The sequence below is a fragment of the uncultured Corynebacterium sp. genome (assembly GCF_902782855.1).
Taxonomy (GTDB): Bacteria; Actinomycetota; Actinomycetes; order Mycobacteriales; family Mycobacteriaceae; genus Corynebacterium.
Map to the genome: position 1 here is coordinate 1 of NZ_CACZOO010000042.1, position 13,170 is coordinate 13,170.

General features: G+C 68.4%; 11 protein-coding genes. 1 reads left to right on the forward strand and 10 read right to left on the reverse strand.

The features are described from left to right. The 6 genes from QZV72_RS01735 to rho all read right to left on the reverse strand — a co-directional run. The coding region (locus QZV72_RS01735) for a hypothetical protein (RefSeq protein ID WP_297004453.1) at positions 1-385 on the reverse strand (385 nt) is incomplete at its 3' end. 73 nt (positions 386-458) lie between these two features. Continuing rightward, positions 459-1,649, reverse strand: a complete 1,191-nt coding sequence (locus tag QZV72_RS01740) for an MraY family glycosyltransferase (RefSeq protein ID WP_297004455.1) — start codon at positions 1,647-1,649, stop codon at positions 459-461. Between the two features lie 7 nt (positions 1,650-1,656). Beyond that, complete coding sequence (locus QZV72_RS01745) at positions 1,657-2,313, reverse strand: L-threonylcarbamoyladenylate synthase (protein WP_297004457.1); 657 nt, start codon at positions 2,311-2,313, stop codon at positions 1,657-1,659. A gap of 48 nt (positions 2,314-2,361) precedes the next feature. Continuing rightward, positions 2,362-3,387 (reverse strand): HemK/PrmC family methyltransferase, encoded by a 1,026-nt coding sequence (locus QZV72_RS01750; protein ID WP_297004460.1) that lies wholly within the window; start codon positions 3,385-3,387, stop codon positions 2,362-2,364. Continuing rightward, positions 3,380-4,456: a peptide chain release factor 1 gene (gene prfA, locus QZV72_RS01755; protein ID WP_297004473.1), complete on the reverse strand. Its 1,077-nt coding sequence runs from the start codon at positions 4,454-4,456 to the stop codon at positions 3,380-3,382. The genes QZV72_RS01750 and prfA overlap by 8 nt, the downstream gene beginning before the upstream one ends. Before the next feature lies 1 nt (position 4,457). Continuing rightward, positions 4,458-6,302 carry a transcription termination factor Rho gene (rho, locus tag QZV72_RS01760; protein ID WP_297004462.1) on the reverse strand — a complete coding sequence of 615 codons (1,845 nt, stop codon included), beginning with the start codon at positions 6,300-6,302 and terminating at the stop codon, positions 4,458-4,460. Between the two features lie 349 nt (positions 6,303-6,651). Between rho and QZV72_RS01765 the strand changes: the two genes are divergently transcribed. Continuing rightward, entirely contained in the window at positions 6,652-8,424 is a 1,773-nt protein-coding gene (locus QZV72_RS01765) for a long-chain fatty-acid--CoA ligase (RefSeq protein ID WP_297004465.1), read from the forward strand. A gap of 27 nt (positions 8,425-8,451) precedes the next feature. On the opposite strand, the gene thrB is transcribed toward QZV72_RS01765, so the two are convergent. The 4 genes from thrB to QZV72_RS01785 all read right to left on the reverse strand — a co-directional run. Then, on the reverse strand, positions 8,452-9,402 hold the full coding sequence (gene thrB, locus QZV72_RS01770) for a homoserine kinase (protein WP_297004476.1): 951 nt from the start codon (positions 9,400-9,402) through the stop codon (positions 8,452-8,454). Beyond that, positions 9,399-10,721 carry a homoserine dehydrogenase gene (locus QZV72_RS01775; protein WP_297004467.1) on the reverse strand — a complete coding sequence of 441 codons (1,323 nt, stop codon included), beginning with the start codon at positions 10,719-10,721 and terminating at the stop codon, positions 9,399-9,401. The genes thrB and QZV72_RS01775 overlap by 4 nt, the downstream gene beginning before the upstream one ends. A 73-nt stretch (positions 10,722-10,794) precedes the next feature. Next, complete coding sequence (lysA, locus tag QZV72_RS01780; RefSeq protein ID WP_297004480.1) at positions 10,795-12,219, reverse strand: diaminopimelate decarboxylase; 1,425 nt, start codon at positions 12,217-12,219, stop codon at positions 10,795-10,797. A gap of 2 nt (positions 12,220-12,221) precedes the next feature. Beyond that, positions 12,222-13,170, reverse strand: a 949-nt coding sequence (locus QZV72_RS01785) for an arginine--tRNA ligase (RefSeq protein WP_297004470.1), incomplete at its 5' end; no start/stop codon positions are given.

Genomic DNA, 13,170 nt, shown 5'->3' on the forward strand with positions numbered 1-13,170 from the left:
GCGCCGTACTGTCGTAGAAGTCGTAGCTCTTCAGGATGCCGAGGATCACCAGGACGACCACGATCTTGAGGATCCATGTCCCGAGGATCACGATGAGAGTGTTCTGCGGGGTCGTGTTCGCAGTGAGGAGAACCACGCCCACCGTCGCCAGAACGAACCCGCCACCGATGGCCGCACCGATGAGGACACCCCAGATGCCCTCGATGTCCCGGGTACTCCCCCACACCATCAGCGAAATGACGGTGAGGACGGCGATCCCCACCCCTCCCATCCGGGCCGCACGCAGCAGTGGTCGCCGGTGATCGGCGAGATCTCCGTCCTCCGGGACGTTGATGTCCGGGAGATCGGCGGGGTCGGTGATGGGGGCCTGGTTCTTCTCAGTCACCCGCCCAGGGTATCCCGTGCCCGGGCGCACCCGGCAATCGGCGGCTCCTGTCACCGGAGCGGTGCCCCGGGGCTCACCCCTGACCGCCGTGCGTCGTACTCTGCCGGTTCCGCATCAGCGGCACCCAGGTGACGATGCCCACCACCACGAATGCGATGAGGAACAGCAGCAGTGCGACCATCGGCGGGAACACCGTGGCCCCGACCGCACCCAGAGCCACCACGGCGACCCACGAATAGAGCACCAGCACCACCTGACGCTGTCCGTGACCGAGGCGCAGCAGGCGGTGGTGCAGGTGCTTCTTGTCGGGGGCGAAGGGGCTCTTCCCGGCAGCCAGCCGACGGACCACCGCGAGCACCAGGTCCAGCAGCGGGATGAACAGTGCCGCCAGGACCACGAGAAGTGGTGAGAGCAGTGCAACGACGTCCGCCGTGCCGTAGAGCGACATGGTGATCCTGCCGGACGCCGAGACACACCCGGCTGCCAGCAGGAGTCCGATGAGCATCGAGCCGGAGTCCCCCATGAAGATCCGGGCCGGGGCGAAATTGTGCGGCAGGAACCCGGCGCAGACCCCCACGAGCACGGCCGAGATGATCGCCGGTGGGTAGGCGCTCACGGTGCCACCCTGGTCGTGGAGGATCGTCAGTGAGTAGACGAACAGGGTCCCCCCACCGATCATGCCGAGACCGGCGGCCAGACCATCGAGACCGTCGACGAAGTTCATGGCGTTGATGATCGCGACAGTCAGGACCGCAGTCAGGACCGTGGACTGGACCTGGTCGAGGACCAGGGTCGTCCCCCCGTCACCGAACGGGACCCAGATGAGGTACCAGCTCAGTCCTGCCAGGCTCATCACTACCGCGCCGACCACCTGACCGCCGAGCTTGATGACCCAGGAGATGTCGTAGAGGTCGTCGATGATACCGACGACCACGATGACCGCTGCGGCGAACAGGACGGCCATCATGTCCGGTGTCACCGGCGGGAACCCCCGGTTCAGCGCCGGCAGCTGCCCCGCGGTAGCGACGGCGACGACCAGTCCGGTGAACATCGCGACCCCGCCGAGCCTCGGCGTCGGCACGGTGTGCACATCCCTGGCCCGGGGCGCGCTCATGGTGCCGAACCTCACCATGAGCACCCGGGCGACACCGGTGGTGAGGTAGGTGGTGACACACCCGATGAGCAGCACCAGCGCCAGCTCCCGGAAAGGGATGCCCACGCCCGCGTTACCGGACGCGGCAACTACCGAGGTCACCTCTCCCATCCGCTTCTCACCCCTGTGTCAACGACTCTTCGGGGACGCCGAGGACTTCGGCCACCCGGGCATCCGCGATCGCACCGTGCCGCAGAATGCGGGGACGCCGACCGGAGAGGTCGACGATCGTCGAGGAGGTGCCGATGGTGGCCGGTCCCCCGTCGAGGTAGACGGAGACCGAGTCCCCCAGCTGCGCCCGGGCCTGCGCCGCCGACAACGCCGGAGGCTGACCATGGACGTTCGCACTCGACAACGCCATCGGCCCGGTCCGCCGCAACAGCTCGACAGCCACCGGATGCAGCGGCATGCGCAGTGCCACCGTGCCTCGGGTGTCCCCCAGATTCCAGGGGAGACTCGGCGCCTGGTGGGTGACGATGGTCAGGCCTCCCGGCCAGAAGGCCTCGACGAGCGCCCGCATCCGGGCGTCGGCGTCCCGCACCAGTCCGGTGACCGTGTCCCAGGAACCGACGACGACCGGGGTCGGATAGTCAGGTCCCCGGTGCTTGGCCGCGAGCAGTGCGGCGACGGCGTCATTGTCGAAAGCGTCCGCTCCGATGCCGTAGACCGTGTCGGTCGGCATGACGATGAGACGTCCGCCCTTGACGGCGGCGAGTGCGGCGGCGAGACCGGCCTCGTGCCCCTCGGGTCGTGTGCAGTCATAGGTCTGCGACACTCTGATGCTCCTTGGGTTCTGACGGATGGGAAGGGTCGTACGAATGATTCACTGTAGCCGCATGCCACGGTCGCCGGGGTCACGACGTACCTCACCGGTGACGAACCGGTCCCGCCCGGCGAGATCCCGGTGCTGGACCAGATCTGTGATGCCGGCGTCCGCCAGTAGTTCACGGACCCGGGAACCGGTGGCGTCATCGTGCTCGACGGCGACGTCGGCGAACGGGGCACAGGTCAGGGCGATGATCCGGGAAAGCGGGCGCATCAGTTCCAGACCGTCGGCACCGGAGTACACCGCCCCGTGAGGGTCGGCGGCGACCTCCGGGTCCGCTGCAGCTACCTGCTCACCATGCTCCCCCTCGGGAACGTAAGGCGGGTTCGACAGAACCAGATCCGCCCCGGCGACCAGACCGAGGCCGGTGACCAGCGCCGCGTCCGTGGCGTCCCCACGGTGGAACTCCACCACGATCCGTGGGTCGATCTCACCCCTGCCCCGCCAGTCGGCCAGATTCTGATCCGCGTAGCCCACCGCGGTCGGCGAGACGTCGATTCCCACGATCCGCAGATCGAGACGGTGCGCCAGAGCGGCGCGGGTCAGCAGGTGGGCGAGCCCGAGGCTCACCGTGCCCGGCCCCGAACAGAAGTCGACCACGGTGAACCGCGGGGGTGTCAGGGCACGTCGCAGCGCGCTGCTGCGCCGACGCGCCTCCCAGTCGACCACCCGGGACGCAGCCCAGTCGATGAGCAGGTCGGTCTCCGGGCGGGGAATGAACACCCCGGGTCCGACAGCCAGGTCGACGCCGACCACCGCAGCAACGCCGAGGATGAACTGCAGCGGCTCACGCGCCGCCCGACGGTCCACCATGGCCCGGTAGGACGCCGGTTCCGGGTCTCCCCCACGGAGCACGAGATCCATCGGGGTCACCGGGGCATCCCCGGGCACCACGCCGTCCCGGTTCAGCGCCGCGGCCATGAGTACACGGGCGTCGTGCGCCGCCGACGGCACCCCTGCGGCGTGCAGGGTCATGACCGCCGACCGCAGGGCGGCCGATACGGTGCCCGAACCGTCAGTCATCGGCCTCGAGCCTGGCGGCGCGGTCGGCGTCGTGCAGCGCACCGAGCAGCGCGTCCAGGTCGCCGTCGAGGACGGCGTCGAGGTTGTTGGACTTGTAGCCGATGCGGTGGTCGGAGACGCGGGACTCCGGGAAGTTGTAGGTCCGGATGCGCTCCGACCGGTCCATGGTGCGGATCTGGGCGTGGCGCCCCTCCGCGGCGGCGGCGTCCGCCTCCTCCTCCTTCATCTGCTGGAGGCGGGCGGCGAGGACCTGCATGGCACGCGCCTTGTTCTGGATCTGGGACCGTTCCTTCTGACAGGTCACCACGATGCCGGTGGGCAGGTGGGTGATGCGCACGGCGGAGTCCGTCGTGTTCACGCCCTGACCGCCCTTACCGGAGGACCGGTAGACGTCGACGCGCAGATCCTTGTCGTCGATCTCGACGTCCTCGACCTCGTCGGGCTCCGGGTAGACCAGGACTCCCGCAGCGGAGGTCTGGATGCGGCCCTGCGACTCGGTCACGGGGATACGCTGCACCCGGTGGACTCCGCCCTCGAACTTGAAGACACTCCAGGCGCCGTCACGGCTCGGCTGCTTCGACCGGATCGACATGGTGAGATCCTTGACGCCACCGAGGTCGGTCTCGTTGGCGTCAAGCACCTCACAGGTGAAGCCGTGCCTCTCGGCATAGCGCTGGTACATGCGCACCAGCTCGCCGGCGAACAGTGCGGCCTCCTCGCCACCGGCACCGGACTTGACCTCCATGACCACGTCGTCACTGTCGTGGGGGTCACGCGGTGCGAGAAGGTCGGTGAGCTTCTCCTCCAGCTCCGGGATCTCGGCGGCGAGACGCTCAGCCTCGGCGGCGAACTCGGCGTCCTCCCCGGCCATCTCGGCGGCCACCTCGTGGTCCTCACGAGCCTGGATGAGCCGGTGGTGGGTCTGGATCACCGGCTGGAGTTCACTGAACCGCTTGGCGACACGGCGGGCTGCCGCAGCGTCATTGTGCAGTTCCGGGTCCGAGAGCTGCATCTCCAGGCCCTGGTACTCCGAGAGGATGTCGTCGACCTTCGACGGCGACCCTGCCAGATCACTCATCGTCGTCACCCGCCAGCGGGGCGGACGAGGCGATCTGCATCATGAACTCGCCGTTGCTCTTTGTCTTCCGCAGCTGCTTGATCATCAGGTCGATCGCCGCCTGCGGGTCCAACGCGGAGAGGATCCGGCGCAGCTTGTGCATCAGCCGCGCCTCCTCCGGGCCGAGCAGGAGGTCATCCTTACGGGTACCCGAGGGATTGACGTCCACGGCCGGGAAGAGACGCCGCTCGGCGATCTTCCGGTCGAGCTTGAGCTCGGCGTTGCCGGTACCCTTGAACTCCTCGAAAATGACCGTGTCACCGGCGGAACCGGTCTCCACCATGGCGGTGGCGATGATGGTCAGCGACCCGCCGTTCTCGATGTTGCGGGCGGCACCGAGGAAGCGCTTCGGCGGGTAGAGGGCGTTGGAGTCGACACCACCGGACAGGATGCGTCCGGAGGCCGGGGAGGAATTGTTGTAGGCACGGCCCAGGCGGGTGATCGAGTCCAACAGGACCACGACGTCCTGCCCCTGCTCCACCAGCCGCTTCGCCCGCTCGATGGCGAGCTCTGCGACGGCGGTGTGCTCGTTCGGCGGCCGGTCGAAGGTCGAGGCGATGACCTCGCCCTTCACCGAACGCTGCATGTCGGTGACCTCTTCCGGACGCTCGTCGACGAGGACGACCATGAGGTGGCACTCCGGATTGTTCGTGGCGATCGCGTTCGCGATGTCCTGCAGAATCGTCGTCTTACCTGCCTTCGGCGGGGACACGATCAGTGCGCGCTGCCCCTTGCCGATCGGCATGATGAGATCAATCACACGGGTCGTGAGGATCTTCGGCGTGGTCTCCAGACGCAGTCGCTGGTTCGGGTACAACGGGGTGAGCTTGTGGAAGTCCGGACGCTTGGCAGCCTCCTCCGGGCTCATGCCGTTGACCGTGTCCACACTGTTCAGCTGGGTGTACTTGCCGCGGTTGCGGTTGCGGCCCTGACTGTTGTGGGCGGTCTGCTGCTTGCCGGGCCGGATGGTGCCGGTGATCGCGTCCCCGTGGCGCATCCCGTTCTTGCGCACCATCTGGATCGGGACATAGATGTCGGTGGAACCGGCGTGGTACCCGGTGGTGCGGATGAAGGCGGTGTTCGCGTCGACGAAGTCGAGGATACCGGCGACGGGGGTCGGCGGCTCGCCCTGGTTGGCCTGGTTTCCCGAGTTCCCCTGGTTTCCCGAGTTCCCCTGGTTACTGCTGTGGTCGCGGTCCCTGTTGCGGTTGCGGTCCCGACGTGCGTTGCGCTCGGATCGTCCACCACCCTGCTGACTCCCCTGGCGACTGTCGTGACGGCTCTCCTGCCGTCCACCCCGGCCGCCCTGCTGGTCGGAATCCCCCTGATAGTTCTGCTGGTCGTCACGCCCGCGGTTGCGCCGGTTGCGCCGGTTACGACGGCTGCGACGTCCGCCGGTCTCACCGTCGGCACCGTCGGTCCTGTCACCGCCGCCACTCCGCTCGTCGCCGTCACTGCGGGATGCGGACACACCGGACGCGCTGTCATCCCGGTCCGACCCGCCGGTGTTCGACGGTGCCGCCTGCTCAGGGGCACTTTCCGGTGCTTTCCCGGAGACCTCCCCGGATGCTCCCTCCGCTGTTCCCTCAGGGGCCTTCGCCGGAGCAGGAGCCTTCGCCGGCCCCCCGGAACGGCCCGTGCCGATCCCCGCGGAGCTGATGGCGTCGATGAGCTCACCCTTGCGGAGTCCCGAGGTGCCACGCAGGCCCTGGGAGGCGGCGATCTGCTTCAGCTCCGTCAGCTTGAGGCTGGCGAGGCCGTCGTTCTGTGCCCTGGAGACGATGTCAGGCAAAGTCACAGGTGTCCTTTCGGTCCACCCCCCGGGCAACACCTGCCACGGCCGTGGCCGGCACGGATGTGCTGCGCGTATCCGGGAATGTCTGACCTGGCCGGGATACGGCAGGAGAACCGGGGGGCGACGTGCTCTCGTTGAGTCGTCGGATTGTGAGGTTCGGACACCGGGGTCGACGTCGTCCGGACGCACCGTCGAACGGTTCGTCAGGCGGACCCGGGAATCCTGATGACCGGGCACTGCGCGACCGGTAGTGACGGTCCATGGTGGCAGTGATCGAATCTCATCGGCGATGTTACCACCCTCGACCGGTCCGGCCGCCAATCCGCGGCGCCTCACGCCTATCCTGGACACCATGGAGGACAACACGCACGACGAGCCGACCGCGCCGCCGGCACCCGCCACCGTCACCTCGACCATGCAGGTGATCCCGTTTTCCCTCGCCCGGATCCTCGAGTACGGCCGCCGCGTGCACGCCGCCTCGACGGTGACCACCTACCGCGGGATGAGTTCCGAGAAGTGCACCTTCGCTGCGCTCGGGTCCCGTGCCACCGCCCTCGCCCACGCGTTGACCGACCTGGTGGGGGTGAAAGTGGGTGACCGGGTCGGCACGATGATGCCGAACACCGCCGAGCACCTGGAGGTGCTCTTCGGCGTCGGTTCGATGGGTGCGGTGTTCCAGCCCCTCAATCCCTTCCTCATGGCCGACCAGATCGCCCATGTCATCAACCACGCCGACGACCGGGTCATCGTCCTGGACCCCGACCTCGCCGAGGTTCTCCTCCCCCTTCTTCCCTCCTGTCCCGGTGTCCGCACCCTCGTCGTCACCGGTGACGACGCAGAGGTCCATGCGGTGGACTCCGCCACCCCTGACAGTATCCGGGTACTGGGCTACGAGAGCTGCCTCGACGGCCGCCCCACCCGCTACGACTGGCCGGACCTGCCGGAGACCGCCCCGGTCGCCATGTGCTACTCCACCGGAACCACCGGGGCCCCCAAGGGGGTGGTCTACTCCCACCGCTCACTGTGGGTCCACGCGATGAACATCCGCACGGTCGATTCCCTGGCCGTGCGCAACGGCGAACGGTTCCTCTGCGTCGTCCCCGTCTTCCACGTCCTGAGCTGGGGAGTCCCGATCGCCGCGATGATGGCGGGCACCCGGCTGATACTCCCCGGCGGTGATGCCTCGCCCGACCACCTGGCCTACGTCATCGCCGACGCCATGCCGCTACGGGCGCACGGTGCCCCCACCGTCTGGACGCAGCTGCTCGTCCACTACGAGAAGAATCCACCGGAGAAGATGAGCCTGCGGGAGATCGTCTCCGGCGGCTCGGCCGTGCCACCTGCCCTCATCTCCGACTGGGAGGAACGCTACGGGGTGGACATGACCCACACCTGGGGAATGACCGAAACCGGCCCCGTCGGCACCGTCGCCCGACCGCCGGCCGGGGTGGGCGGCGCCGCCCGCCAGAACTACCGGGAGAGTCAGGGCCGGTTCCCCGTCGGCATGCTCTTCCGCGTCGTCGACGAGGACGGCGTCCCGCTGACAGCCAACGACCGTTCCACCGGGGAGATCCAGGTCCGCGGCAACTCCGTCACCGCGTCCTACCACCATTCCCCCGCCGAGGACGCCGACGGCACGGCCGCGAACTTCCGCGGCTCCCCCGTCGATGACGCCACGGACCGGTTCACCGGGGACGGCTGGCTGCGCACCGGCGATGTCGGGACGATCACCCGGGACGGCTTCCTCACCGTCCACGACCGGCAGACCGACATCATCCGCTCCGGCGGGGAGTGGATCTACTCGGCCACACTCGAAGGCATGGTCATGGCGTCCCCCCTGGTCGCCGAGGCCGCAGTCATCGGTATGCCCGACCCGGACTGGGGGGAACGTCCGCTCGCCGTGGTGGTCGTGGTGCCCGGCACCCCGACCACGAGAGAGACCGCCGTAAAGATCGCGGAACTCGTCGCAGCGCGCACCCCCCGCTGGATGGTTCCCGAGTACTGGACTTTCGTCGACACCCTCGACCACACGTCCGTCGGCAAGTTCGACAAGAAGGACATGCGGACGCGCCTGCGTCGCGGCGACTTCCGCGTCATCAGGCTGCCCCGGGCGGGCGAGGCCTGAGTACCGGGGCGACGCCCGGACGCCTCGTCAGTCACCGACCTCGACGGTCACCCGTCCACCGGCACGGGTCTCCAGCACCCGTAGACCACGGGAACGCGCCTCATCGAGCAGAGCAGGGTCGACCGGCTCAGTGGACACCACCATCACCGTCGGACCTGCACCGGAGAGGAACGCAGGGTACCCGAGGTTGCGCAGCCGGTTGACCCACTCGGAGGACACCGGCAGTACCTCGGCCCGGTAGGGCTGGTGCAGCCGGTCACGGGTGGCCTCCCACAGCAGCTCCGGGTGCCGGGACAGGGCCACCGGCAGTAGCGCAGCACGGGAGACGTTGAACCGGGCATCCACGTGGGAGACGTCACTGGGCAGCACGCGGCGCACCGCCTCGGTCGAGGCGTGGAAGTCCGGGATCAGGGCGGTGGTACGCACCGCACCGTGCACCGGGACACCGACGGCCCGGTACTCCGGTGCGCTGCGCCCGTCGACCGGGATATTGGTCCAGGAAACCACCCCGCCGCCGAGCACGCTCGCCGCGGCATTGTCAGGATGGCCCTCGAACGACGCCGCGAGCTGGATCAGTGTGTCATCATCGAGCGCGCCGCAGGGCCGCCCGGGGGTCGGGTCACCGGCCAGGCCCGAGGCCGCGGCGACGCCGGCCACCGCGGCCGCGGCCGAGGATCCCAGGCCACGGGAGTGCGGGATGACGTTGTGACAGGTGATCTTCAGCCCGGGGACCGTCGCGCCGGCCTCACGCAGGCCGGCGCGGACGGCACGGACGACGAGGTGGCGTTCGTCGAGCGGCACCTCCCCCTCACCCTCACCATGGACGATGACCTCGAGCCCCGACCCGGTGGCCTCGACCTCGACGACATCGGTGAAGTCCACGGCCAGGCCCAGGGTGTCGAACCCCGGGCCGAGGTTGGCGGTGGATGCCGGGACGGTGACGCGTACGGTGCGTCCGACAGCTACCTCGGCCATCAGTTACCTTCCATACGGATGACGCTGCGCACGTTCTTCACCGCGTCCAGGACGTTGAGGGCTGCCACGGTCTCCTCGAGCGCCTGCTCGGTCGCGTGATGGGTGATGACCACCAGACGGGCGCTGTCCGTCCCCTCCTCCTGGCGGACGGTCTTGATCGACACGCCGTGGGCCGAGAAGGTCGAGGCCACCTCCGCGAGAACACCGGGCCGGTCCTGGACGGTCATGTCGACGTGGTAGCGGGTCCTGACATCACCGAAGTCTGCGATCGGCAGATTCGCGTAGGTCGACATCCCCGGGGCGCGGCCGCCATGGACGACGTTGCGCGCTGCGGCGACGACGTCACCGAGCACCGCGGACGCGGTCGGGGCGCCGCCGGCACCGTTGCCGTAGAACATCAGCCGACCGGCGTGTTCGGCGACGACGAAGATCGCGTTGAAGGACTCGGACACCGTCGCCAACGGGTGGGACAGCGGGACCAGTGACGGGTAGACGCGCGCCGAGATGGACTCCGCACCGGTCTTTTCGTCGGTGAGCCGCTCACAGATGGCGAGCAGCTTGATGGTGCACCCGACCGCCTGGGCCGCGCTGACGTCCTCGGCGGTGATGGAGCGGATACCTTCACAGTGCACGTCGTCGAAGGACACCGGCGAGTGGAAGGCCAGCGAGGCCAGAATCGCGGCCTTGGAGGCGGCGTCGTAGCCGTCGACGTCGGCGGACGGGTCCGCCTCAGCGTACCCCAGGGCCGTGGCCTCGGCGAGCATGTCTCCGTAGGATGCGCCCCGCTTGTCCATCGCGTCGAGGATGAAGTTGGTGGTGCCGTTGACGATGCCCATCACGGTGTTGACCTTGTCACCGGCCAGGGAGCGACGCAGTGGACCGACCACCGGGATCGCGGCGGCGACGGCCGCCTCGAAGAAGAGGTCGGCACCGGAGGAGTCCGCGGCGTCGGCGAGTTCCAGGGCGTGAGCGGCGACGAGCGCCTTGTTCGCGGTGACGACCGACTTGCCGGCCTTCAGGGCGGCGAGAACGACGGTCCGCGGGTAGTCGATGCCGCCGATGACCTCGATGACGAGATCGATGTCGTCACGCTTCACCAGGCCGAGGGCGTCGTCGGTGAGCAACGCGGGGTCCACACCCTCACGCGGCTTGGAGAGGTCGGAGACGGCGACGCCACGGACCTCGAGACGTCCGCCGATGCGGGCGGTGAAGTCCGCCTCCGCCTGGCCGAGGATGCGCAGCACCTCGCGGCCGACGGTACCCATGCCCAGGAGGGCGACGCCGACGGTGGGGGTGGTGGAGTCAGTGTTGAGTTCAGCCATTGTCTCTTCCCGTGGATTGCGGTTGCGGTGTGCAGGATGGTGCGCGTACTGTGACCCGATCATAAACGACGCCTCACCGGGGAGAATCGCCAGGTAGGAAGTTCTCCAGGGTGAGGACGTCACCGATGGTCTCCCGCCGGATCATCACGCGGGATTCGCCACCACCGACGATGACCACCGGTGGTCGGGTCAGCATGTTGTAGCGCGACGCCATCATGTAGCAGTAGGCACCGGTGGCCGGAACCGCGAGGATGTCCCCGGCGACGATGTCGTCGGGCATCAGGGCGTCATTGACGAGGATGTCACCGGACTCGCAGTGGCTGCCGACCACACGGGTGGGGACGAGTGAACCGGACGCGTGGCGGTTGGCCAGGCGGCAGTCGTACTCCGCCTGGTAGAGGGCCGGCCGGATATTGTCGCTCATCCCGCCGTCGACCGAGAGATACCGTCGGACGGTGTCGTCGGAGGTGTGGACGTCCTTCACCGTGCCGACGGTGTAGAGGGTCACTGTCGAGGGGCCGGCGATCGCACGGCCCGGCTCGACGTTGAGTACCGGGGCTTCGAGGCCGCGCTCGGCAGCTGCCTGACGGACCCGGCACAGCAGATCTGACGCCACGGTCTCGACGTCGAGTTCCTCCTGGTCGGGGGTGTAGGCGATGCCGTACCCGCCACCGAGGTCGAGAATGTCCAGGGCTGCGGACTCGTCGGACTCCTCCCCCAGCTCGTCGAGCAACCGGGCCCACAGCCCCAGCAACCGGTCGGCGGCGAGCCCGAAACCGTCGGCCTCGAAGACCTGGGAACCGACATGGCAGTGCAGACCACGCAGGCGCATCCCCGCGGCCTCCACTGCGGCGAGGCAGGCCCGCTCGGCGGACCCGGAGGCCAGCGAGAACCCGAACTTCTGGTCCTCGTGGCTGGTGGCGATGAACTCGTGGGTGTCGACGTGGACGCCGGGCTTGACGCGCACGAGGACGTCCTGGGTGACACCGAGATCACCGGCGACCTGCGCGAGGCGTCCGATCTCCTCGGCAGAGTCAATCACGATCAGTTCGACACCCGCCGCCACCGCGACAGTGAGGAAGGCGGTGGACTTGTTGTTGCCGTGCACGGTGATGCGCTCCGCCGGGAAGCCGGCGGTCAACGCGATCTCCAACTCACCCTGGCTGGCGACGTCGAGGGCCAGCCCTTCCTCGGCGACCCAGCGGGCGACGGTGACCGACAGAAACGCCTTCGAGGCGTAGTGGACGTGCTCACCCCCGCCGAATGCTGCGGCGAGGCGACGGCAGCGTCCCCGGAAGTCCCCCTCGTCCATGACGAAGACCGGGGTGCCGTGCTCGGCGACGATCTCGGAGACCGGGACGCCGCCGAGTTCGATCTCACCGGAGGACCGGACACATGTGTTCACGGGGAACACATGGGACGGGAGGGTGTTGAAGTCCTCCAGGGTCGCCGTGCGCCGACGCAGCGGGACCTGGGGCAGGTGCACCTCGGGATCCACGGTCACATCCTCTCAGGGGCGGAGACGCCGACCATGCGCAGGGCGTTGGCCAGGGTCACGCGGGTCGCCGAGGCCAGGGCGAGTCGGGCGAGGAACACCGGTGCAATGTCGTCACCGGTGGCGTCATCGCCCTTGGGCAGGATCTGGCAGGAGTCGTAGAACCGGTGGAAGGTCCCGGCGAGGTGCTCGGCGTAACGGGCGACACGGTGCGGCTCGCGCAGCTCCGCAGCGGTGGCCAGCACGTCGGGGAACTCACCGAGGGTCCGGATGAGGTCACCCTCGCGGTCGTGGGTGAGCGTGCCGAGGTCCAGCGTGGACAGGTCCTCCGGCAGACTCACGCCGATGTCCGCGGCCTTGCGCGCCAGAGAGCACAGCCGGGCATGCCCGTACTGGACGTAGAAGACCGGGTTGTCGCTGGTCTGGCTGGTCCACAGATCCATGTCGATGTCCAGGGAGGAATCGACGGAGGAACGGATGAGAGCGTAGCGGGCGGCATCGACACCGATGGCCTCGACAAGGTCGTCGAGGGTGATGACGGTGCCGGCCCGCTTGGACATCCGCACGGCCTTGCCGTCACGGACGAGGTTGACCATCTGGCCGATGAGGACCTCGACCTGGGCGGGGTCGTAGCCGAGCGCGGCGGCAGCCGCCGTGAGCCGGGCGATGTAGCCGTGGTGGTCGGCGCCGAGCATGTAGATGCACAGGTCGTGGCCCCGGTCGATCTTGTCGGCGATGTAGGCGATGTCACCGGCGATGTAGGCGGCGTTGCCGTCGGACTTGATGACGACACGGTCCTTGTCGTCTCCGAAGTTGGAGCTGCGCAGCCACCAGGCACCCTCGGCCTCGTAGAGGTTGCCGTTGTCCTTGAGGGTCTGGATGGCCTTGTCGACGGCACCGGACTCGAACAGGGCGTTCTCGTGGAAGTACACGTCGAACTCGGTGCCGAACTCC

Coding starts and splice junctions, on each gene's coding strand:
- QZV72_RS01750 (WP_297004460.1), bottom strand. CDS start 3,387: ATGACTGACGGTTCGGGCACCGTATCGGCCGCCCTGCGGTCGGCGGTC.
- QZV72_RS01740 (WP_297004455.1), bottom strand. CDS start 1,649: ATGGGAGAGGTGACCTCGGTAGTTGCCGCGTCCGGTAACGCGGGCGTG.
- QZV72_RS01765 (WP_297004465.1), top strand. CDS start 6,652: ATGGAGGACAACACGCACGACGAGCCGACCGCGCCGCCGGCACCCGCC.
- QZV72_RS01775 (WP_297004467.1), bottom strand. CDS start 10,721: ATGGCTGAACTCAACACTGACTCCACCACCCCCACCGTCGGCGTCGCC.